The 21,550-nt window shown below is 57.5% G+C and carries 15 protein-coding genes; 5 read left to right on the forward strand and 10 right to left on the reverse strand.

The annotated features are described in order from the left end of the window. Window positions 1-80: 80 nt before the first annotated feature. A complete protein-coding gene (locus G1C97_RS02855; protein WP_169240445.1) occupies window positions 81-1,277 on the reverse strand; it encodes an MFS transporter in 1,197 nt (398 codons plus the stop codon). 223 nt (window positions 1,278-1,500) lie between these two features. Here G1C97_RS02855 and G1C97_RS02860 point away from each other — a divergent pair, with 223 nt between their 5' ends. Both G1C97_RS02860 and G1C97_RS02865 read left to right on the forward strand, forming a co-directional pair. Beyond that, entirely contained in the window at window positions 1,501-2,931 is a 1,431-nt protein-coding gene (locus tag G1C97_RS02860) for a DUF4153 domain-containing protein (RefSeq protein ID WP_169240446.1), read from the forward strand. A 179-nt stretch (window positions 2,932-3,110) separates the two neighbouring features. Further along, a complete protein-coding gene (locus G1C97_RS02865; RefSeq protein ID WP_169240447.1) occupies window positions 3,111-4,709 on the forward strand; it encodes an alpha/beta hydrolase in 1,599 nt (532 codons plus the stop codon). Between the two features lie 65 nt (window positions 4,710-4,774). Here G1C97_RS02865 and G1C97_RS02870 read toward each other — a convergent pair whose 3' ends face one another. The 3 genes from G1C97_RS02870 to G1C97_RS02880 all read right to left on the reverse strand — a co-directional run bounded on the left by G1C97_RS02870 (window position 4,775) and on the right by G1C97_RS02880 (window position 9,468). Continuing rightward, a complete protein-coding gene (locus tag G1C97_RS02870; protein ID WP_169240448.1) occupies window positions 4,775-7,147 on the reverse strand; it encodes a DNA gyrase/topoisomerase IV subunit B in 2,373 nt (790 codons plus the stop codon). Between the two features lie 66 nt (window positions 7,148-7,213). After that, a complete protein-coding gene (locus G1C97_RS02875) occupies window positions 7,214-8,611 on the reverse strand; it encodes an RNA polymerase sigma factor (protein WP_169240449.1) in 1,398 nt (465 codons plus the stop codon). 179 nt (window positions 8,612-8,790) lie between these two features. Then, on the reverse strand, window positions 8,791-9,468 hold the full coding sequence (locus G1C97_RS02880; protein WP_169240450.1) for a DUF4192 domain-containing protein: 678 nt from the start codon (window positions 9,466-9,468) through the stop codon (window positions 8,791-8,793). Window positions 9,469-9,668: 200 nt separating this feature from the next. Between G1C97_RS02880 and G1C97_RS02885 the strand changes: the two genes are divergently transcribed. Beyond that, window positions 9,669-10,751 (forward strand): polyprenyl synthetase family protein, encoded by a 1,083-nt coding sequence (locus tag G1C97_RS02885; RefSeq protein WP_169240451.1) that lies wholly within the window; start codon window positions 9,669-9,671, stop codon window positions 10,749-10,751. Window positions 10,752-10,951: 200 nt separating this feature from the next. Beyond that, window positions 10,952-13,117: a Stk1 family PASTA domain-containing Ser/Thr kinase gene (locus G1C97_RS02890; RefSeq protein ID WP_169240452.1), complete on the forward strand. Its 2,166-nt coding sequence runs from the start codon at window positions 10,952-10,954 to the stop codon at window positions 13,115-13,117. Window positions 13,118-13,319: 202 nt separating this feature from the next. Here G1C97_RS02890 and G1C97_RS02895 read toward each other — a convergent pair whose 3' ends face one another. Beyond that, entirely contained in the window at window positions 13,320-14,039 is a 720-nt protein-coding gene (locus G1C97_RS02895; RefSeq protein ID WP_169240453.1) for a lysophospholipid acyltransferase family protein, read from the reverse strand. A gap of 50 nt (window positions 14,040-14,089) precedes the next feature. On the opposite strand from G1C97_RS02895, the gene G1C97_RS02900 reads away from it, so the two are divergent. Continuing rightward, on the forward strand, window positions 14,090-14,725 hold the full coding sequence (locus tag G1C97_RS02900) for a hypothetical protein (protein ID WP_169240454.1): 636 nt from the start codon (window positions 14,090-14,092) through the stop codon (window positions 14,723-14,725). A 39-nt stretch (window positions 14,726-14,764) separates the two neighbouring features. Here G1C97_RS02900 and G1C97_RS02905 read toward each other — a convergent pair whose 3' ends face one another. The 5 genes from G1C97_RS02905 to G1C97_RS02925 form a co-directional block, all read right to left on the reverse strand. Then, window positions 14,765-16,078 (reverse strand): ABC transporter substrate-binding protein, encoded by a 1,314-nt coding sequence (locus G1C97_RS02905; RefSeq protein WP_169240455.1) that lies wholly within the window; start codon window positions 16,076-16,078, stop codon window positions 14,765-14,767. Between the two features lie 129 nt (window positions 16,079-16,207). After that, on the reverse strand, window positions 16,208-17,137 hold the full coding sequence (locus G1C97_RS02910; RefSeq protein ID WP_169240456.1) for a carbohydrate ABC transporter permease: 930 nt from the start codon (window positions 17,135-17,137) through the stop codon (window positions 16,208-16,210). A gap of 55 nt (window positions 17,138-17,192) precedes the next feature. Then, on the reverse strand, window positions 17,193-18,125 hold the full coding sequence (locus G1C97_RS02915; protein WP_335341324.1) for a carbohydrate ABC transporter permease: 933 nt from the start codon (window positions 18,123-18,125) through the stop codon (window positions 17,193-17,195). A 186-nt stretch (window positions 18,126-18,311) separates the two neighbouring features. Continuing rightward, window positions 18,312-19,865 (reverse strand): glycoside hydrolase family 28 protein, encoded by a 1,554-nt coding sequence (locus G1C97_RS02920; protein WP_169240457.1) that lies wholly within the window; start codon window positions 19,863-19,865, stop codon window positions 18,312-18,314. A gap of 109 nt (window positions 19,866-19,974) precedes the next feature. Next, window positions 19,975-21,522, reverse strand: a complete 1,548-nt coding sequence (locus G1C97_RS02925) for an MFS transporter (RefSeq protein ID WP_169240458.1) — start codon at window positions 21,520-21,522, stop codon at window positions 19,975-19,977. Window positions 21,523-21,550: the final 28 nt, after the last annotated feature.

The following is a 21,550-nucleotide window of genomic DNA, read 5'->3' on the forward strand; positions in this document are numbered from 1 at the left end:
AAAGCCTCATGAACCACAAAGCCGCAGTCCGCCGGAGCGACACAAAAACAGCGCAAAACCACACGAAGCCCCGCGTGCAATCAGCCGCGCAACTTGCGCAACCGCTCATGCATAACCGTCATCAGCATCAGAAACAGCAGCAGATACCACGGATACAGCGCGATGGTGGCATACTGGGCGACGACGCCGAACACCGGAGGCATTATCAACGAGCCCATATACGCACATGCCATCTGCACACCGACGATGGCCTGGGAATTCTCTTCGCCGAAATAGTCAGGCGTGGAGTGGATGACACACGGGTAGATAGGCGCACAGCCAAGGCCCACCACCACCAAGCCTATGACGACACCAAGATGATGCGGCAACGGCACCAGCATGACAACGATGCCGGCAAGCACCAATGCCTGACCGAGACGGATCATCGCCGGGTCAGCGAATTTCATGGTCAGGAATCCGGAAAGCGCACGGCCTACAGTGATGCCCACATAGAACAGGCTGGCCCAGCTGGCCGCCGTGATCTTATCGACGCCGCCATGAAGCACCATATAGCTGGAAGCCCACAGGCCTGCCGTGGTTTCAATGGCGCAATAGCAGAAGAACATGATGAGAATCTCTTTGGCACCACGGATGGCGAGTACGCCGGCAACCCCCAGCGGCTTGCGTCCGGCACCTTCCCCGTGACTCACGGCATCCGCCGCGTCGGCCTCAATCTCCACCGCCGTACGCCTACGCGACTTCCACAGCGGCAGGCTGAGTACCAGAATTACCGTCAGGACAACCTGCAGAATGGCGATGTATCGATATCCCCACGGCCAACCCTGGCCGCCCGAGAGCGCGAATCCCATAATGTACGGGCCGATCGAGGCACCCACGCCCCACATGCAGTGCAACCAGCTCATATGACGGCTTTCATAATGCACGGCCACGTAGTTGTTGAGCGCGGCATCCACACCGCCCGCACCCAAACCATAGGGAACGGCAATGAGCATCAACACCCAATAGTTAGGAGCGATGGAAAACCCAGCCAACGCCATGGCAGTCAACGCTACGGAAACGGCGGTGACGCGCCCCGCGCCAAATCGAAGCGTCATACGATCCGAAAGCAGTGCGGAGATGATGGTGAACATGGAAATCGTCGCCGAGATGCCACCCGCCCAGGAGACCGGCACGGAAAGATCCTGGCTCATGGTGGGCCAAGCCGCGCCGAGCAGCGCATCAGGCAACCCCAAACTGATGAACGCAATATAAATCACGGCAAGCAACAGACTGGCCATAGCGACACTCCTTGGTTTTCCTATCAATCGCAAACTACGCTGTGATAACGATGTCATCAGATTACCCAATGGTCACTAACAACACGCGGACGAACGTAAATATCGCCGACCGTCGATATCGACCCGCGCCGTCATGCAGCATATCGATTTACGATATGTACATTCGGTAAAAGATTGTTTTTCGATATTCTCATATCGTTTTTCGATATCTTATGATGCAGATATGACTACACCAAGTGCCTCATCCGCTCCCAAGCCCGATCCAACTGCTGCAAGCACAACCGCAAGTTGCACAATCTCCTTGCGTCATGCCTCTTCCCCGTCATCGGCAAGTTCCAGACTCACCCCAGGTCGCGCCATCGCGCTGTCAGCCGCATCACTGGCCATACCGTTTGCCTTTGATCGACTGATCATCGACGTTCCGCGATTCCTCTACACCCCGGCATTCTCGGCGTGGTTCCCATGGGCGACGCTCTGTTTGATTATCCTCGTCATCGGATTCGCACTATTCGTCAAACGGGCTTGGCGCAATCCGATGTGGTGGTTCACAGGTGCCGCCACAGCCTGTTGCATCGGCTGGATGTTCGCCCACAACGCTTCGCTCGCCTACCTATGGGTCAATGGCACAGCACTCACGGCGAACTTCTGGTATGCGGCCATTACCGGATATACGGTGCTGCCGGCGCTGCTCATGCTCTTTCTGCAATTGTCCGGCACCGCATATCACCCTCGGCACCCAGCCGGACTTATGGCCAATTGGACAATGGGATGGACCGTCAGCCTGTTCACTCATTGGTCGCTATTGGTCGAAACCTGTTCACGATGCATTGATATGGCCGTCTCCGACGATACCGGCCCCAAGCAAGGCAACCATACCATCGTGCGCAAAATCGGCATTGCCCTGCTCATCAGTCTGCCGATGTTCTGTCTGCTGATACCGTTGCTCATGCAGGCTGATGAGGTGTTCTCCTACGGCGTGACCCACCTGTTCGACCATATTGATTTCACCCAGTTGCTTGTCCATACAGCTGCGGTGTTGATTCCTGCACCATTTCTGTTCTCACTGCTCGCCAGTGTGGAAACCCGCACCAGAGAGCCGGAACTTCATGCGCTACGCGAAGCAGAGACCCGCAAAGCATTCGATCCAATCATCACCACCACCGTGCTGGGACTGGTACTCGCCTTGTATGCCGTGTTCTGCGCAGTCCAATTCACATTCCTGTTCGCCGGAGCTGGATTGCCGGATGGATATACCTATGCCTCATACGCCCGCCAAGGCTTCTTCCAACTCCTGTTCGTGGCTACACTCAATCTCGCCGGCTTCGGACTGGTGCTTACCTTCGCGCCGCGCACGAAACCCCTGTTGACCCTGCAAATCGGCCTTGTCGCCGCAACCGGCGTGATGCTGGTCTCCGCGACAACACGCCTCGGTCTGTATATCAACACCTATGGCATGACCTGGCTTCGATGGCTGTCACTCACCTTCATCCTGCTGCTGGCATTAGTGTTGACGCTTGCGCTCGTCCGGCTATTTCGCGAACGTCTGCCGCTGCTGACCATCTCGTTCGTTCTGCTGTTGGTCTGGTGGCTTGGGTTGGGCATGACCAATCCGGACTGGGTAATTGCGACATGGAACGCTAGACTGGGTGCATGAGCACGCCACAGCAGCCGCAGCAGCCTCCATATCCGCCATTCGATTCGCAACAGCACAGTCCAGATGAACAACGCTATGGACAACCGTCTGCCCCGTACCCCGCTCCCCCATATTACGGACAACCGTCCGGACCCGAATCACGCCTTGCACCAGCACCTCCTACACCGCAGCGCAACAAGATGCCGACATGGTTGGTGATACTCATCACGGTGATGGTGGCCATCGCACTCAACATCGGTATTCTGGTAGGCATCGGTCGGGGTATTGCCACTTTGGTCCAGACCGCAGGTAGTAGCCGTCACGACGATTACGGCCCCCATGCAAGACAATCCAACCCACAGCCCTCAGCACGCCCTGATTCAGTCAGCGCCGCGTTCGACTCGTACTATACGCAGCAATACACATGGACATCATGCGATCAGGGTGATGCCTGTACCACGATCAAAGCGCCGTCCAACTGGTCCGACCCCTCATCCGAAACCATCAAACTGCATTTGGCCGTTCACTACGCCGAAGGCGATGATTCCAAAGGATATCTGTTCATCAATCCCGGCGGCCCGGGCGCTTCAGGCGCGGACTGGCTGAAGGATTTCATCGAGTACACCGCCACCGATGATCTGCGCGAAGACTACGACATCATCGGCTTCGATCCACGTGGCGTAGCCGATTCCGCACCCATCAGCTGCGGTGACGATTCCCAATTGCTGAATCGGTATTTTCTCGCCGATCCGATCACCTCAGACAACCTTGATTCCAGCCGTAAGCTCGCGAACACGTTCGCCGATTCATGCCGGGAGCACAGCGGCACCATCATCGACCACGTGGACACACAGTCCGTAGCCCACGATCTGGATCTGATGCGTGCGCTTATGGGCGAGGACCAACTTGATTATCTCGGCTTTTCCTACGGCACCTACATCGGTTCCACGTATGCCGCCATGTTCCCGAAACAAACTGGACGACTGGTGCTCGATGGCGCTATCGATCCACAGGAGGATGCCACCACCTCCATTGTGAAACAGGCTGTAGGATTCGAAAACGCACTGGCCACATATCTTGCCGATTGCATCGACAACGATGATTCCTGCCCGTTCACCGGCATGAAGACGAGTGACGCGACCACGATCATTCAGTCATGGCTGACACGGGCGGACACCGACCCTTGGCCCACCTCCACAAGCCAAACGGTGAACGGCATCACCATGATGTACGGCATCATCATGCCGCTCTACTCCCAAGATAATTGGCCGTACCTCACCCAAGCATTCCAAGAACTCAAAGACACCGGCAAAGCGGACACCATGCTGCTCTTGGCGGATGCCTATCTTGGACGCAATGAAGATGGCATCTATACCGACAATTCGATGGAAGCCAATCTGGCGGTCAATTGCTTGGATGACCCGCCCACCTCGGATATGAGCAAGCAGACGGCCATCGCCAAGGAGCTCAAGGAGAAGTCTCCTACTTTCGGCCGATTCATGGCATACGGCAACATCGGTTGCGAAGCCTTGCAACAGGATCGTTCCCAAATCAAGCAGCTGGACTATTCCGCACCCGGAGCCTCGCCGATTCTCGTGGTGGGCACTACAGGAGACCCCGCCACGCCTTATCAGTCTGCGGTGAATTTGGCGAAACTGCTGCAGTCCGGCGTGCTGCTCACCTACAAGGGCGAGGGACATACCGCCTACGAGTATACGAACTCCTGTGTGGCCGATATCGTGGATGATTATCTGATTGACGGCGAAGTGCCCAGCAGCGATGCGACTTGCGGACGATAGCTATCGGCGGGGGCGGACCATGCCCATGCATGATCCGCCCCCATATCCGTATTACGCGTCAATCATCACGTATCGATCTTTGAACGGTCGAAATCGTCCGCATTGTCCACGATGAACTGTTTGCGTGGAGGCACCTCGTCGCCCATCAGCAACGAGAAAATCTCACTGGCTTGGGCGGCGTCTTCCATACGGATACGGCGAAGCATGCGCGTGCGCGGATCCATGGTGGTATCCGCCAGTTGGTCGGCGTCCATCTCACCCAGGCCCTTATAGCGCTGAATGTCATCCGCGTAGCCGATATGCTTGCGATCCAATTCGGCCAGTTTGCCCGCCAACTCATCATCGGAATACGTATAAATGTATTCCCCCTTGTGTGATCCGGTCAGCGCGATGCGGTGCAATGGCGGCACGGCCGCATACACGTATCCGTGCTCGATCAGCGGACGCATATACCGGTAGAACAGCGTGAGCAACAAGATGCGGATATGGGCACCATCCACATCGGCATCGGTCATCATAATGATCTTGTGATAGCGTGACTGCTCAATGTCGAAGCTTTGGCCGGAACCGGCTCCCACCACCTGAATGATGGCGGCGCATTCCTTGTTGGCCAGCATCTGCGTTATGGACGCCTTCTGCACATTGAGAATCTTGCCTCGAATCGGCAGCAGCGCTTGGAATCCGGCGTTGCGCGCAGCCTTGGCCGTACCGAGTGCGGAATCACCCTCCACGATGAACAGTTCGGCCACATCATCATTGCCCGGCTGGCAATCGGAAAGCTTGGCCGGCATGGATGCGGATTCGAGCGCGTTCTTGCGGCGCGTAACTTCTTTGGCCTTACGCGACTGGATACGGGCGTGCATCTCGCCCACGATCTTCTCCAGTACGCGGGCTGACTGGTCCTTGTATCCGCGCTTGGAGCCGGTGATCATCTCGCCGAATTGCTTGTCGGTGAGTCTGGTGACGATCGGCTTGACCTGGGCGGTGCCGAGCACGTCCTTGGTCTGACCTTGGAACTGTGGCTCAGCCACACGGGCAGTGACTACAGCTACCAGACCGGCCTGGATGTCATCGCGTTCCACCCTGATGGCGGAATCCTTGAGATTCACCTTCAGCTTACGGGCGTTGTCTTCCACGGCTTTGCGAATCTGCTTGGTGATGGCATTCATAAAACCATCCACGTGAGTACCGCCGCCGGGCGTTTCCACGATGTTCACGAAGCTGCGAATCACCGTATCGTATCCGTTCACCCATCGAAGGGCGATGTCGATGCCGCAGGTGCGTTCGATTTCCTGAGCATGCAATTCGCCGCCAGCGCCTACTGCCTGAGTCTCCTCTTTGTAGACGCCTTCACCTTGAATGTGCCAGATATCGGAAACCGGCTCGCCATGAGAAAGGAAGTCCACGAAATCCTTCACGCCGCCGGTGTGCAGGAATTCCACAGTGCGAGGATGGGCAGGCTGCTCACCGAACGCGCCATCGACCATGGGAGCCTCGGCAGTAGGGGTGAAATCCTCTTCGGCAGATATTGCCGAGGCCGGGGATGCGGAACGAACGTCATTGCCCACAGCAACGAAACCGGCCAGCGGATCGTCCGATTCCTCCGATGCTCCGGATTCAGCCTGCGTCTCGGTCGAAATCGACGCATCCTGCACGGTCGATGAGGATTCGAAGTCCTGTGCAGTGTCCAGAACAGAGGTACTGCCGGAACCGTCATGCGCCGCTTCCGGCACATTCTCGTCTACAATCGTGATCTTCAATCCAGGGACCAAGAAACTGGTCTGGCGCACACGATCGACAAGCTGCTCGTATGAGAAAGCGGCCGTCTTGTTAAAAATCTCCGGATCATACCAGTAACGGATACGCGTACCGGTGGTTTTGGGACTTACCGAACCGATGATTTCCAATTCGGTGGGGCGGTTCTTGCGCGTGCGCTTGAACGGAGCATCAGGCGATGGATTGGATGGATCGGCATCCGTATACACACCGGGATGACCTTGGTGGAACGCCATATGGTGGGTTTTGCCGTCTCGATCCACCTCGACGTCCAATCGGGAGCTCAAAGCATTGACCACCGAGGAGCCCACACCATGCAAGCCGCCGACGGCGTTGTATGAGGAATTGCCGAATTTTGCACCGGCATGCAGTTTGGTGAGCACCACTTCCACACCGGACAGACCGGTTTTGGGCTCCTTGTCGACCGGAATGCCACGTCCATTATCCGCGACTTCCACTGAGCCGTCGGTGTGCAGGGTGACGACGATATTGTTGCAATATCCGGCTAGGGCTTCATCCACCGAATTGTCGATGATTTCCCACAGGCAGTGCATAAGACCCTGCGAGTCGGTGGTGCCGATATACATGCCCGGACGCTTACGTACCGCATCCAAACCTTCGAGGACGGCAAGATCCTTCGCGCCGTATTCTTCTGTGGCCATAAATCCTTATATTCTCTCTAATACCATCTTGGCTCCCCTCTTGAGGGAGGAGAGCCAAGCAGCCGATCACTGATCCAAGAAGTCACGCAGCGTCTGCGAACGAGACGGGTGGCGCAACTTGGACATGGTCTTGGATTCGATCTGACGGATACGTTCACGGGTTACGCCATACACTCGACCGATATCGTCCAGTGTCTTGGGCTGCCCATCCTCAAGGCCGTAACGCATCTTAATGACACCGGCCTCACGCGGAGACAAGGTTTCCAACACCTGCTTGAACTGTTCCTGCAACAGGGAGAAAGCCACGGCGTCGGACGGCGCGATGGCATCGGTGTCTTCGATCAGATCACCGAACTCGGAATCGCCATCCTCACCAAGCGGGGTATGCAGGGAGATCGGTTCGCGACCATACTTCTGCACTTCCTGCACCTTCTCCACCGGCATATCCAGCTCACGGGCCAGCTCATCCGGCGTAGGCTCACGGCCAAGGTCCTGCAGCATCTGGCGCTGCACACGGGAAAGCTTGTTGATGACTTCCACCATGTGCACGGGCACGCGAATGGTGCGTGCCTGATCGGCCATGGCTCGGGTGATGGCCTGACGGATCCACCAAGTTGCGTAGGTGGAGAACTTGAAGCCCTTCTTCCAATCGAACTTCTCCACGGCGCGGATAAGACCCAGATTGCCTTCCTGGATCAGGTCGAGGAACAGCATGCCACGGCCCGTGTAACGCTTGGCCAGCGAGACCACAAGTCGCAGGTTGGCTTCCAGCAGATGGTCCTTGGCCTTCTTGCCGTCGGCGGCAGCCCACTTGAGCTCACGCTTGCGCTTGAACTCCATGCCTTCGGACTGGGTGTCCAGCAGGTGCTGAGCGTAGAGGCCCGCCTCGATGCGCTCGGAAAGATCCACCTCCTGTTCGGCATTCAGCAGGCTCACGCGACCGATCTGCTTGAGATAGTCCTTGACTGGATCGGCAGTGGCGCCGGCGGCGATCACACGACGCTTCGGATTGCCGGCGGGGATGATGTTCTCATCGTCATCATCCGTATCGGAGACCACGTAAGCGCCTTTTTCCTTAGGAGCCTCAGGCGCCTTGGGAGCATCCTCGTCTTCGTCGTCATCCTCAACGTCTTCGTCGTCATCCTCGGACTCGTCCAGGTCATCGACGTCATCCACATCGTCGATGTCCTCGTCCAGGTCATCGACGTCAAGGTCCTCGTCATCTACCTGAGCGTCCTCGTCAAGGTCGTCCTCGCTCTCGTCGAGCACATCCTTAAGCGCCTCATCGTCCTGGGTCTTCTTCGCGGCAGACTTACGCGTCGTCTTCTTCGCAGTCTTTTCGGCGGACTTCTTCCTCGCAGCGGTTTTACGTGCGGATGTCGAAGCGCTGGCCTTCTTCTTGCTGTCGGTCTCCTCGCTGGACTCGACCGTCTGCTTGGTTGCCGTCGTTTCCTTCGTGGCCAAAACTGCTCCTTCTGATCTCTTGCCGTTGGCACGTATACCACAAGGGCACACTTCTGGCAAGGGCAAATCGTCAACTATGCGAGTAAACCACCTTCCGAGGACGATTATTCCCGTATCGGCCAGAAATCGTGTTGGAACAACCCGGTTTTGCTCAAGGCCAGACACGACCGTCGGCCGTGTCATTCCAACGGCATGGCACTTTTTCTGGAACACCATGCAGGTCTGACTCCACGTTCGCTGGCCGAGAACACCATTGCCGCCAACGAACATTCCTGATCAAGCAGGAGGCACTGCAACGCATATGCCGTTGATTCCGCATCCCCCAACCACCATAGGGCATATGCGATCACCGCCAACGGCTGAATACAGGCGGGAGCAAACGGATAGGCATGCACCATCTCGAATAGCATCGCCACTCCCCGACGGCATCGCTGCTCATCCGGTCTGATCGCCTCATTCTCAAAGGCCTCGGTCAGCAGTTGCCCCATCCGTTTTTTCGTGCGTGCCGCGTGCGGTCGTGTGGCGAAATCCATAAGCTGGGCTCGTGGGCAATGTTGTTCATCAGTCACCAGAGAAAGGATGAGCGCGTCACGAATCGACAGCGTTTCCTGCATGCCCACTACGAATGCTTCCATTACATCCGCGCTCAAGAGGATGCCATCTTGTCCGAGACCTTCCAGCCAGTCGTCAAGCGGCTGGGAAATCCATTCCTCGTTGGCCCTACGTATGCCCCGGGCCAGGCGGTTGTTGTGAAATGCCTCGGCTTTCATCGCGAGACGCTCCATCGTGCACTGGTCTTCATAGTCCGGCTGCCATTGTTCCTCGACCGAGGGCGCCGCATATCGTTCGGCATACATAATCGTCCTCCTTGACTGGTTGTCGCGCGCTCTTGCATCGCATTCGATTCGCGCCACGCCGCCGGCTGCGGCATTGACTCTCCACTATGCACGATTGCCGCCTCGCATCGAGGGGAAAACGGCCTATGTGGAGCGAGCTTCGCATCCTTGCCATTCCAATGTTCTTGTGTTCTTCAAAACCTGTGGATAAGTTATTAGGCATGTGGACAACAACTTGCGATCGCGAAACCATCGAACCGCGCATCCGTCAGCTTGCTCTCGAAACGGTTGCCGCCCCGGCTACCGATGTGGTGAGCCCGGCCGTGCAACCGGTATTGGATAAGGTCATCGATCAGGCCGCAACCTCCAGCGAGGGAGGCAAACGTCTTCGCGCATTATTGGCCATGGCCGCATTCGATGCCATAGCGGAGCCTACCCAGACCGGACAGCGCACCGCCATGCTCGATCTGGCTTGCGCCATAGAAATCTTTCAGACCGCAGCCTTGGTTCATGACGACATCATCGATGAATCCGATTTGCGGCGCGGCAGGCCTTCAGCGCATCGTGCGCTCGAACTGGCGGTTGGCAACAATGTCATCGGCCGAGGATTGGGACTCATGCTGGGCGACATTCTGGCCACCGTATGCATCGAGATCGCCCGCCGCGCCGCCCGGCAGCTGTGCAACACCGATGCCATAGACGAAGCGTTCCTCACCATGCAACATGAGGTCGAAATCGGACAGGTACTTGATCTTGGCGTCGAGATGACTCCGCTTACCGACCCTGAGGCATTGGCGGATGCTTCATTGAACGTGTTTCGCTGGAAAACCGCCAGCTACACCACCATCGCCCCGTTGCTGCTCGCGTTCCTGGCCTGCGGAGTCGATCCGGACAAGGCGCGTAGCCAGGCCATGGCCATCGGCCGTCCGCTCGGACTCGCCTTCCAGCTCGCGGATGACCTGATCGATGTCGTCGGCTCCAGCAGCAATACCGGCAAGCCCGTCGGAGGCGATATCCGCGAAGGCAAGCGCACCGTGCTGCTGGCCGATGCGCTAACTGCGGCCGGCGACGCGGACAGCCATGAGCTCATCGCCATGTTCGAAGCCGAGCGACGCGATGAATCGCAAGTGTCTCGCGCCATCAGCTTGTTCCACAGCACCGGTGCCATCGACCGTTCCAAACAACGCATCAGCGCACTGTGGCAGCAGACCCGGCAAGCCCTCGACGAGCTGAATCTTGATTCCGGTGCACGCCGACGACTTGCCGAGGCTTGCGCGCAGTTTATTCCTCAGGAATTGCGATAGCCGCGTGAAATCACGAGAAAGCATCGTCGTGATACGGAGTAGTTCGTAGGGCGAAGACACGCAACAATCGTCTCCGCCCGCCCGGTTCTTTTCACAGGTCGTCCCTATCCTTCCTCATCCGGAAGTCCTCGTCCGCGTAGCCGGGCCAATGTAGACTGAACGATGTCTAGACATCATCAAAGGAACCGTGCAGAACAACCATGAGTGAGAACGAGCCCACGCAGTTGATTGAGGGACGCTACCGCATTGTGCGCAACATCGCCGAAGGCGGCATGGCGACCGTATATGAGGCTGTCGATGAGCGTTTGGGCCGCACTGTGGCGATTAAAATCATGCACACGCAGCTCGCTCAAGGTCCTCATCGCGATCAATTCGTCGAGCGATTCCGCAGAGAAGCCAATTCCGCGGCGGCCATAGCCAATCCTCATATCGTGCAGGTATACGATACCGGTGAATATAACGGGCTTGACTTTCTGGTCATGGAGTATGTGCATGGCGTCAATCTGCGACATGAGATGAACCTGCAGGGCACCTTCTCCGTACGCGAAACGGTGCGCGTCATCGCAGAGACGTTGGATGGTCTCGCCGCGGCCCATCGCATAGGCGTGGTTCATCGGGACATCAAGCCGGAGAACATTCTGCTCAACGACCGAGGTCATGTGCAGATCACGGATTTCGGACTTGCCAAGGCGGCTAGCCAGGCTACGCTGAGTTCCACCGGGATGCTGCTCGGCACCGCCGCCTATCTGGCTCCTGAAATGATCGAGCACAATCAGGCCACGCCTCAAGGCGATTTGTATTCGGTGGGCATCATGGCTTGGGAAATGCTTACCGGAAAAGTGCCGTTTGATTCCGACAATCCAGTCACACTGGTATTCAAGCATGTTCATGAGGACGTGCCCCCGGTATCTACGGTGTGTACGGGCATAGACCCGTCCATTGCCGCATTCGTCTCCCATCTGACGGCCCGTCAGGTCGAGGCACGGCCGGCCGACGGTATGACGGCGGCTGAGGAGCTGCGACAGATTGCCGCAAAACTGCCGCTGGAAGCATGGCAGTACCGGCTTCATGCCGAATCCGAAATCTCCGATCGTACCGATGCAACGGCACCGGCTTTGGTAGGCAGAATCGGCGAGTCCGTGCACCCGTCGCATATCGCGGACAATCCTGCACCCACTTCAGCCATGCCTCCGGCACCGCCCGCCGCCCCGACGACGGCGCTGGAGACGCAAGCCGAACGCACACAGGTCATGGGCGTTGCACAGTCGACTGCGGTCAGCGACCAGCCGACCGACACGGTAATTCCGACAGAGGTCCACCTTGACGGAGAGTCCGCAGAAAAGCCCAGTAAGCACAACAGAAAACCGCTCGTTATCGCGCTGACTGTACTGTTGATTATCGCTTTGGCGGCAGGCGGCGGCACATGGTGGTGGTTCGCCGGTCCAGGTAGCTATTGGAGCGTGCCTCAACCTGAGGATGTCAGCTGTGCGGCAGACGACACCGAATGCGCATTGACCGGTGCTGATTGGGCTACCTACGAAAGTCTGCTGAAAACCGCAGGCGTTCCTTATACGATGACGCAGGATTACAGCGATACCGTGGCCGAAGGTCATGTCATCTCCGCTTCCGTGGATGCCGCAGACGCCTATGTTGGCACTCACATCGGAAGACGCAGCGACCAGCAGCTTACGGTGGTGGTGTCCAAGGGCGTGCGCATGGCCACGATTCCCTCCGATATCCTTGACGCCACTTCCGCCAACGGCAAGGATCCGCTGAATGCTTTGAAGAAGGCCGGATTCGATAAGGTCACTCACGATTCAAGCAAAGACGATTATTCGCTGGATGTTCCCGAAGGCGCCGCACTGACCATTTCCCCCGACCCTGGTACTACGCTCAAACACGACAGCGACGTGACCATCACCCTGAGCAAGGGGCCCAAGCCGGTCACGATGCCGAATGTGACAGACATGACCAAGGATGAGGTGCAGTCCGCGCTTGAGGAGCTCAACCTTACGGCGAATATCACCGAAGAATATGATGATAAAATCGCCGCCGGTAAGGTCATTTCCACTTCTCAGGAGGCTGGAGCGCAGCTCAAATGGGGTGACAGCGTGGATGTGGTCATTTCCAAAGGTCCCGAGACCATCACGTTGGAGAACTACGTGGGTCAAAAGGCGTCCACAGCCAAAGCGGCACTGGAGAAACTAGGCTTCACAGTAAGTGTCGAATCGCAGATCACAGTGGATTCGTCCAAAGATAAAACAGTCGCTTCCCAGAATCCTGTAGGAGGCACGGTGGTCCGTCTACGCGATGCGAACGGCAATCCCACGGCCATTACGCTGAAAATGTATTCGTCGATTTTCTGATGGAGGACGGGGCTATGACCCGGTGATCCCGTGAGTATTGTCATTCGTCGAATGCTCAAACACCACTCATACCAAGTCAACGAACGTCAGGCAAGTACGCAAGTGGGTTCGCATGCAACTGCCATGCGAACCCACTTATTTACATCAATCGATGACCGAGGACACCCCGAGAATGCTCAGAGCAGATTCGGAACACTGAAGCTCAGTGCGCCTCGGTATTGTTTTCCGCGGTCTGACGCTCTGCCTCTTCCTTCAACTGCGCCTTGATTTTCTGCGCGTACTCATCCACGTACTCCTGACCGCTCATGGCCTGAATCGCAGCAGAGACACGGTCCGTCAATTCACGCAGATCGTCATGGGTGATTTCCTCGGCAGATTTCTTTTCCACGGCGATCGGCTTGCCGTAGAGCACTTGGGTCCTGCCCTTCTTCGGAATGGAGGTGCCGATGGGCTGGAGCTTGTCGGAGCCGATAATGGCGGTCGGCACAATCGGGCAACCGGTTTCCAAAGCCAGTCGAGCAACGCCAGTGTGCCCCTTGTACATACGGCCATCAGGGCTACGGGTACCCTCGATATGAATGCCGAACAGATGGCCGGCCTCGATGATCTCGCGCGCATGCTCAAGCGCACCAAGCGACTTGTTGCCACCGGAACGATCCACCGGGAACACGCCCACGGAGGTGAACCACCACTTCTTGAATTTGCCCTTCAATCCCTTGCCTTCGAAATATTCGGCTTTGCCCATGAAATGCACCATGCGCGGGCAGGTGATCGGGATCAGCGCATCATCGATCACCGCCAGATGGTTGGCGGCGATAATCGCGCCACCGGTACGAGGCACGTTGTTCAGGCCGGAAACCGTGGGGCCGAGACGATGACGAGCGATCGGACCGAAGACTTTGACGAAGAACCAGTACAGCACTTGGCGTTCCCTCCCTGCGCGGTTTAGGGCATCAGATTAAAGTGGACTATATGACTGACCTCAACAATACCAATGCGGCAGACGAGCCGGCAACACCGACGCCGGATGATGGCGCGACCTCCAAGAACTCCAGCAATACGTCACCCACCCAATCCAACTCTTCCGCCGGCCTAGGCAATCTGGACGAAGCGTGGGCTGCATTCCAAGCCGAGCATGAAGCCGACCTCAACGATGTGGCCTCATCGAGGCAAGCCAAAAAATTCGAGAAGCAAGCCAAACGTCGGGACAAAGAGGCGCTGTTGTCCATCAATGATCTTGACATGGGTGCCTTCACCGACGACGCACGACCCGGCCCGCGCGATTTTACGGGATCAAGCTGGCTGGACACCAACGCGGTGATGGACCGTTACGATGACGGTGGCTTCACTGCCCCGGACCCGGAAATCGGACCGGTCAAGCAGTCTACGATATTGCTTGTGGCACTGTTGATCATCGGGGTGGTCGGCACTGCGGTGATGGTGCTGATTCCTTCTCTGTACGGGATTCCGGTGCTCAGCGCACTGCTCAACATCGCGTTTGGCATCTGCACAGTGCTTGGACTGGGTGGGCTCATCATCAAGGCGCTCAATCGCAGCAATCGCCCCGGAGACAAGGGCGGCTACTTCGATGATGGCGCACGCGTGTGAAACCTTTTCCCTCTGCATAAGAAGCAGAGGGATATGGCCTCACGAATTGAAGTCGATGGACTCCTGCAGTTCGGCGATCATTGACTTGGCGGCTTCCAGCGGCTTGCGTTTGCCGAAAACCACATCCTGCTGATAGCGCACGATGGTCTTATCCAATTCGGATGCGCCATTCGGTACCACTGCCGGGGCTTTACCTACCGTCGGACGAATTTCATCAACAAAATCCAGCGAGAGTTTGTCTGTTCCAGTGGCTGTCTTGGCGAGCGCGGCACGAATGTCATTATTGGCGGGGATGCCACGTTCAGTGCCAAGAATTGTGCCGGCTTTCGAATCGTTGATGAGATAGTCGACCAGCATGGCGGCTTCAGCGGGGTGCTGCGAACCAGAGGAAATCGCCCAATACATGCCGTTCTTGAAGTACATGGTCTTCTCCCCCGGATTGATTTGCGGCAATGGCACCAGCGTCATGTGAGGATTGCCCGCGGCTTGCGCGTATGGGGTGATCTGCGTGGCCTGGGTCAGCATGAACGCCTGACGTCCTTTGCCGAAATCAGTGTCGTTCATGGAGGCCGTGACGTTTTCGCTCCAACGTTCGGCATTGCCTTCGATGCCATTCTTGGCCCAATCCGCCGGTTTCTCAAGGAACGAAGCCAGGGTTTCAGGTGAAATGCTCACCTTATTGCCATCAAACGTACTTTCCCCGTGCTGTCGTGCCCAAAGTTCCAGTCCGTAGCTGTTGTTCATGAAAATGGAGCCAATAAATGTGTTGCCGGATTTTTGGGTGACTTCCTGAGCTACCTGCTCGAAATCATCCCAGGTCCACGTATCGGTATCGGGCATGGTAACACCCAGCTCATTCAGAATGTCGTTGTTGACGATGACGCCAAACTGCGCGATGGTTGCGGGTGCCGCCACCTGCACGCCATCGACTTTGCCCGTGTTGCGGGTGTCCGCATCCATATGGCTCAAGTCAAGATATTGAGACGCTTTGTTCATGTCCAGCAAAGCATTCATCGAACCATAGAACGCAAGATAGAGCTGGTCCATCTGCATCACGTCGGGCGCATTGCCGCCTGCGGATTGCACGGCGAGCTTATCCCAGTAGCCGGTCCAATCGGAGTACTCCATATCCACATGGATGTTCGGATGCTCGGCTTCGAAACCCTTAACCGCCTGCTCAGTGGCTTTGATGCGAGCGTCACCACCCCACCAGTTGAGGCGGATGGTCACATCACCCTCGGCCGGCACGACCGGCACATCAGAGGTACCAACTGAACTGCCGCATGCAGCGGTGGTCCACAACGTCACTGCAGCCAATCCAGCTGCCAAAGCTTTCTTCCATATACGCGTCATATCAATTCTTCCTCCGTATGGAAGCCGGGAACATGGATGCGTGCGGAATCAAGGCGCGGCGACGAAGGCGTACAAAGGTACGTCGAGGAGACCGCAACGCAGATAACGCTCCATCCATGTTTTCCGCCATCACTTGCCTCCGGTTGTGGCGATACCCTGAACGAGATACTTCTGGCCGAACGTGAACACGAGGAACAACGGAATCAAAGAGACCACGCTCATCGCGAACATCGGGCCGTAGCTGGATTGGGATTGCGCATCGATGAACGTACGCAGGGCGATCGGCACGGTGTACATATCTGGCTTAGTCAGGTACAGCAGTTGGCTGAAGAAGTCGTTCCACGTCCAGATGAAGGTGAACACCGCGCAGGTGCCGATGGCCGGTTTCATAAGCGGCAGCAGGATCTGGAAGAAGATACGGATGTGACCGGCGCCGTCCAGCTTCGCCGCCTCGTCCAGATCGCGTGGGAGTCCACGCAAGAACTGGTAGAAGAGGAAGGTGAAGAACCCATCCATCGCGAGGAACTTCGGCAGGATCAACGGTACGAATGTGTTGATGAGATGCAATGAATTCCACATAATGTACTGCGGGATCACGATCACATGAATCGGCACCATAAGCATCAGCAGCATGAAGCCGAAGAGCGCCCCACGAAATCGGAAGTTCAGTCGCGCGAACGCGTATGCCGCCATCGAACAGGTGAGAATATTGCCGATGATGGCGAACACCACGATGATCAGCGAGTTCAGAATGTAACGGCCAAACGGGTAGCTCAACGCGTTCCAACCAGCCGCGTAGTTTTGCCAGACCGGTTTGGTGACCACGAGCCCCATATTGGTGAAAATCTCATCCTGCGGGCGCAGGGAGCTGGCGATCATCCACAAAATCGGATACAGCATGATGATCGCGAGCAGCAGCACCACGACCTGCTTGACGACGCTTACCACCACACGCGATATGGCGCGCTTGCTGTTCCCGTTCAGGCCACGCTGCGAGCCAAGTTCCGCATACGCCCGCTGACGCTGCTGCGCACGCAAATCATCACGCACATCATGCATGGTCCCTTTCTTGACGGATTCAGGAGGATTGAATATGGCTTTCGTTGTCATGGTATCAGTCGTCATAGTGCACCCAGAACTTTGATAGAGCGAAATTGACTCCCGTCAGCAATGCCACGATCACCACCATGATCCATGCCAGCGCGGAGGCGTATCCCATGCGCAGCGAAGCAAAACCTTGCTGGTACAGGTACAGCGTGTAGAACAGCGTGGAGTCGCTGGGGCCACCGGTGCCGCCGGAAACCACGTAGGCTTGCGTAAATGTTTGGAATGAGTTGATAATGCTCATCACCAAGTTGAAGAAGATGATTGGAGAGAGCATCGGCAAGGTGATCGAGCGGAATTGACGCCATTTGCCGGCACCGTCCACGCTGGCCGCCTCATAGAGTTCACGTGGAATTTGGCGCAGACCGGCCAGGAAGATCACCATCGGGGAGCCGAACTGCCACACGTGCAGCGCGATCAACGTCCAGTTGGCGGTGTCCGGGTTCGCAATCCAGCTCATAGCGGTATCGATGCCGAACAATCCCAGGAACGCGTTGAATAGACCATCCGATCCAAACACCATCTTCCACAGCACCGCCACGGCTACCGAGCCGCCGAGCATGGACGGCAGATAGAAGGCGGAACGATAGAAAGAAAGCCCGCGCATGCCGCGATCTAGCAATGCCGCCAGAGCCAATGCGGCAATGAGTTGCAACGGCACCGACACTATCACATACACCAACGTGACCGTAAGCGAGTTCATGAATCGAGGATCGGCAAGCATATGCCGATAGTTCATGAGCCCCACGAATTGAGGCGGTTTGATCATGTTGTATTTGGTGAACGAAATCACCAGGGAATACACCATGGGAATCAGGCTCAGACATATCGCGCCGATAAGCCATGGTGCCAGAAAGCCCAATGCCACCTTGGTGTCGGTCGGCTTGTCTTTCGGCTTATGCCGGTTTTTGACCAGCGAGCCGAATTCCGAAAACGAACTCACGATGTTCCTCCCACGAATCTAAGCCGTCATCGGCCGAATCTGCGTCATAGCCTACCGCCGCAATATCCAGCGTTGCCACTTGTTGCCAAAGTTGCACTCATAGAGTCATGCCAATGACGCCACAATCCCTCTCATGGAATCACGGCATCATTGGCAATGCAATCCGGAGTGACTTCGCGATGCCGCTCAAGACTGGATATCGTCGAACACGACGTTCCTGGTGTGGCGAAGACGGATACTCATATGGTCCTCATCCGACGTCTTGCGGTCCGGTGCGATGGTGAAGCCGATGTTATGGAACGCCACATTCCGCACCTCGTATCCGGGCACGTCGAAGCCCTGCACATCGATGTCGCAGTCGATATCGCCGATCGAACCACCGGACACCGTGCTCGGGTCGAACCGGTCGAGGAGATGGACATCGCGGAATTCCATGTTCTCGAACACCGGCGGCACATCGGAACCCTCGCCGTCGTCGTTGTACCCCACCGAATGAATCATGATGCGAGAGGTCCTGCACTGGCGCATGCGCACGCCGCGCACATATCCGCCGCGCTTCTTCGTGGCCTTGACCTCCAGACCATAGGCGGTGCGGGACATGTCGCAGTCCCAGACCTCCACGTCGCTCACGCCTCCCGACATCTCGCTGCCGATGGCGATGCCCCAGCCGAACAACGAATTGCAGTCGAAGATTCGCACGTGTTCGGTGGGACGGTTGATGACGTTTCCCTCCGGGTTGCGACCCGATTTGATGGCCACCATGTCATCGCCGGTTTCGAACGCGCAGCCGAACACCGCGACGTTCGTGGAGGAGTCGGGATCGCAGCCATCGCCGTTCCACACGGCGCGAGAGACGAAGGTGCAGTCGGAGACCGTGACGTGATCGCTGTACACGAAATGCAGATTCCATGCCGGGCCCATGCCGACGGTCAGGCCGCTGATGACGATGTTGCGTCCGTTGGACACATTGATCAGGCGACCACGCACTCGGCCGGCCAATGTGGTGGGTTTCTCGAACTCCGCAATCCTGTCGCCCAGGGCGATCAGCTGGTCCTTCAGCCGTTCCATTTCCTGGTCGATGGTGGACTGCATGAGTTCCACGCCGCCTCCGAGAATGGAGCCATGGCCGCGGATGACGATGTTCTCGCAGTTGTACGACGAGGAATGGTCGAGCACGCCGATGTTGAGCAGGCTGGAATACCGCTCCCCTTCGATGCCTTCGAATCGGCTCCAGATGCGCGGCTCATAGTCGGCCGGGTTGGAGCTTCCCTGCAGCACGCCGCCATGTTCGATGACCAGTTCGGTGTTCGAATGCAGGCGCAGGGCGCCGGAGAGGAAAACGCCTTTGGGGATGACCACCTGATGTTCGGCGTCGCAGTCGTCCAGCGCGCGCTGGATGGCGGCGGTGTTGAGCGTGGCGCCGTCGCCCACGGCGTTGTATGGCGGCTGGCTCACGTCAAGGCGCTGCTTCACGGGGGCGGTGACGGCATGCTCCGTCAGCAGCGGCACGAATCGTCCGGAGCCATCGGCGTCATAGCCGACCTCCACCGTATGCGCGCTGGAGGGTTCGAGATCCTCGAAGGTGTAATGCGTCAGGGTGAGTTCCACCGGCTCACCGCCGTCGAGGGACACATGGAAGCGACGGTCGGGCGTCGCGTCGTCGGGCAGCAGCCGCCACACGGTCAGTGTGGTGTCCGTGACCAGTATGTCGTGGTCGAATTCATGGGTATCGGTTGTCATGATTTCATTCCTTCATCACGATGAGTCAATGATATGAAAAAGGTGGCGGGACCATTCCGTCCGCGGGATGCACCGCCAGGACTCACGGTCCCGCCACCTGGGTATCAGGTCAGGCCTGTGCCTGCGGCCAGCACTTCTCGTACGGCACGCCGGTGAGGCTTTCCACGACCTGCTTGGTCTCGCTGGTCACATCGGCCTTGCTGCCGCCGTTTTTGAGACGGTTGATCTCGTTGTTCAGGATGCCGTCGGTGCGCTTGTCGAGCTTGAAGGTCAGGGCGATAATCCAGGAGAGCACCAGACCAATGACCGTCCAGCCGATCATCACGAACACGATGCCGTTCTGCACGCCGGCGCTGGCGGTGGAGGCCTTGGAATCGAAGCCGACATAGGCGAGATAGCCGCCGATGGCCATGGACACGAAGCCCTTCAGGATGCGGGCGATGAAGTAGGTGGAACCGGTGAAGATGGAGGTGCGGTTCTTGCCGGAGACGATCTCATCGACATCCGGGATGAACGGGAAGACCGTCCAGCAGGGGAACCAGATGAGGCCGCGGGCGATGAACCAGAAGATGCAGGCGGCGATCGCCACCACGACGAACTGCCCGTCATCCATGGTGGGCTGCAGCTTCCACGTGGCGAACAGGCCGCCGAGCGCGACGATGCCCAGTCCGAAGGCGAGCTGGAAGATGTTGCGGGGGCCGATCTTGGCGAACAGCAGGCCCCAGACCGGCTTGAAGAACTCGGCGATGACGGCGAACGACAGCAGCATGGAGGCGAAGGCCGTGTTCTTGCCCCAGCAGAAGATCGCGAAGAACACGAAGGTCTGGCCGAAGATGTCCATCATGCAGTGGCTCAGCAGGTAGATGCCCATGAACTTGCGGAACGAGGAGATGCGGAAGGTCGAGATGTAGTCCACGGCGAGCTTGCCGACGTTCCTGCACCAGCGGGAGAAGCTGAACGGCTGCTTCTGCTCGGCCTCGATCTTGGCGACATCGTATCCGGCCTCTTCCGGCGTCATCTCCCATGTGGTGCGGGAGACGATGAACAGGACGATGGCGAACAGCACCGTGATGCCGATGGCGAAGGTCTGGTAGGAGATGGCCCTGTCCTCGCCGATCGTCGACAGCATCCATCCGCCGACCGCGGGGATGGCCACCGTGGAGACGCCCGACACGATCATGCGCACGGTGGACAGCAGCGTACGTCCGTTGTAATCGCTGGTCATTTCGGTGGGCAGCGAGGAGTAGGAGACCAGGAACATCTGCAGCACGACGATGAACAGCGTGTACAGCGCGAAGTAGGCAACGAACGGCAGGCTCGGAATCCACATCAGCGAGGTGATCAGCACCAGCGGGGAGGCCAGCAGCAGGAAGAAGCGACGACGACCGAACTTGCGGCCGAGCTTGTAGCGATAGAAGTTGTCGGACAGGGAACCGAAGATGATGGACGACACGGCGCTGACGATGGTGGCGACGCCGATGATGCTCTGCGCCTGGGCGATGTCCAGTCCGGCGAACGTGGTCCAGAACAGGGCCAGATACGTGCCCGTCAGAGTGGTGGAGCCGCCGCCGTAGAAATCACCGATGGCGTAGCCAAGCGCACTGCCGATGGTGACCTTGCGCGTTCGCGGCAAGGTCGCACTGATTGCCTGAGACATGATTGCTTCTTTCTCTTTCGATTCCCCA

Origin of the sequence: Bifidobacterium olomucense (genome assembly GCF_012932375.1) — a bacterium.
GTDB lineage: Bacteria > Actinomycetota > Actinomycetes > Actinomycetales > Bifidobacteriaceae > Bifidobacterium > Bifidobacterium olomucense.

Excerpts from the sequence above, each read along its gene's own strand:
- G1C97_RS02855 (WP_169240445.1), bottom strand. The coding sequence starts at position 1,277 with ATGGCCAGTCTGTTGCTTGCCGTGATTTATATTGCGTTCATCAGTTTG.
- G1C97_RS02860 (WP_169240446.1), top strand. The coding sequence starts at position 1,501 with ATGACTACACCAAGTGCCTCATCCGCTCCCAAGCCCGATCCAACTGCT.
- G1C97_RS02865 (WP_169240447.1), top strand. The coding sequence starts at position 3,111 with ATGCCGACATGGTTGGTGATACTCATCACGGTGATGGTGGCCATCGCA.
- G1C97_RS02870 (WP_169240448.1), bottom strand. The coding sequence starts at position 7,147 with ATGGCCACAGAAGAATACGGCGCGAAGGATCTTGCCGTCCTCGAAGGT.
- G1C97_RS02880 (WP_169240450.1), bottom strand. The coding sequence starts at position 9,468 with ATGTATGCCGAACGATATGCGGCGCCCTCGGTCGAGGAACAATGGCAG.
- G1C97_RS02885 (WP_169240451.1), top strand. The coding sequence starts at position 9,669 with ATGTGGACAACAACTTGCGATCGCGAAACCATCGAACCGCGCATCCGT.
- G1C97_RS02890 (WP_169240452.1), top strand. The coding sequence starts at position 10,952 with ATGAGTGAGAACGAGCCCACGCAGTTGATTGAGGGACGCTACCGCATT.
- G1C97_RS02900 (WP_169240454.1), top strand. The coding sequence starts at position 14,090 with ATGACTGACCTCAACAATACCAATGCGGCAGACGAGCCGGCAACACCG.
- G1C97_RS02905 (WP_169240455.1), bottom strand. The coding sequence starts at position 16,078 with ATGACGCGTATATGGAAGAAAGCTTTGGCAGCTGGATTGGCTGCAGTG.
- G1C97_RS02910 (WP_169240456.1), bottom strand. The coding sequence starts at position 17,137 with ATGCATGATGTGCGTGATGATTTGCGTGCGCAGCAGCGTCAGCGGGCG.
- G1C97_RS02920 (WP_169240457.1), bottom strand. The coding sequence starts at position 19,865 with ATGACAACCGATACCCATGAATTCGACCACGACATACTGGTCACGGAC.
- G1C97_RS02925 (WP_169240458.1), bottom strand. The coding sequence starts at position 21,522 with ATGTCTCAGGCAATCAGTGCGACCTTGCCGCGAACGCGCAAGGTCACC.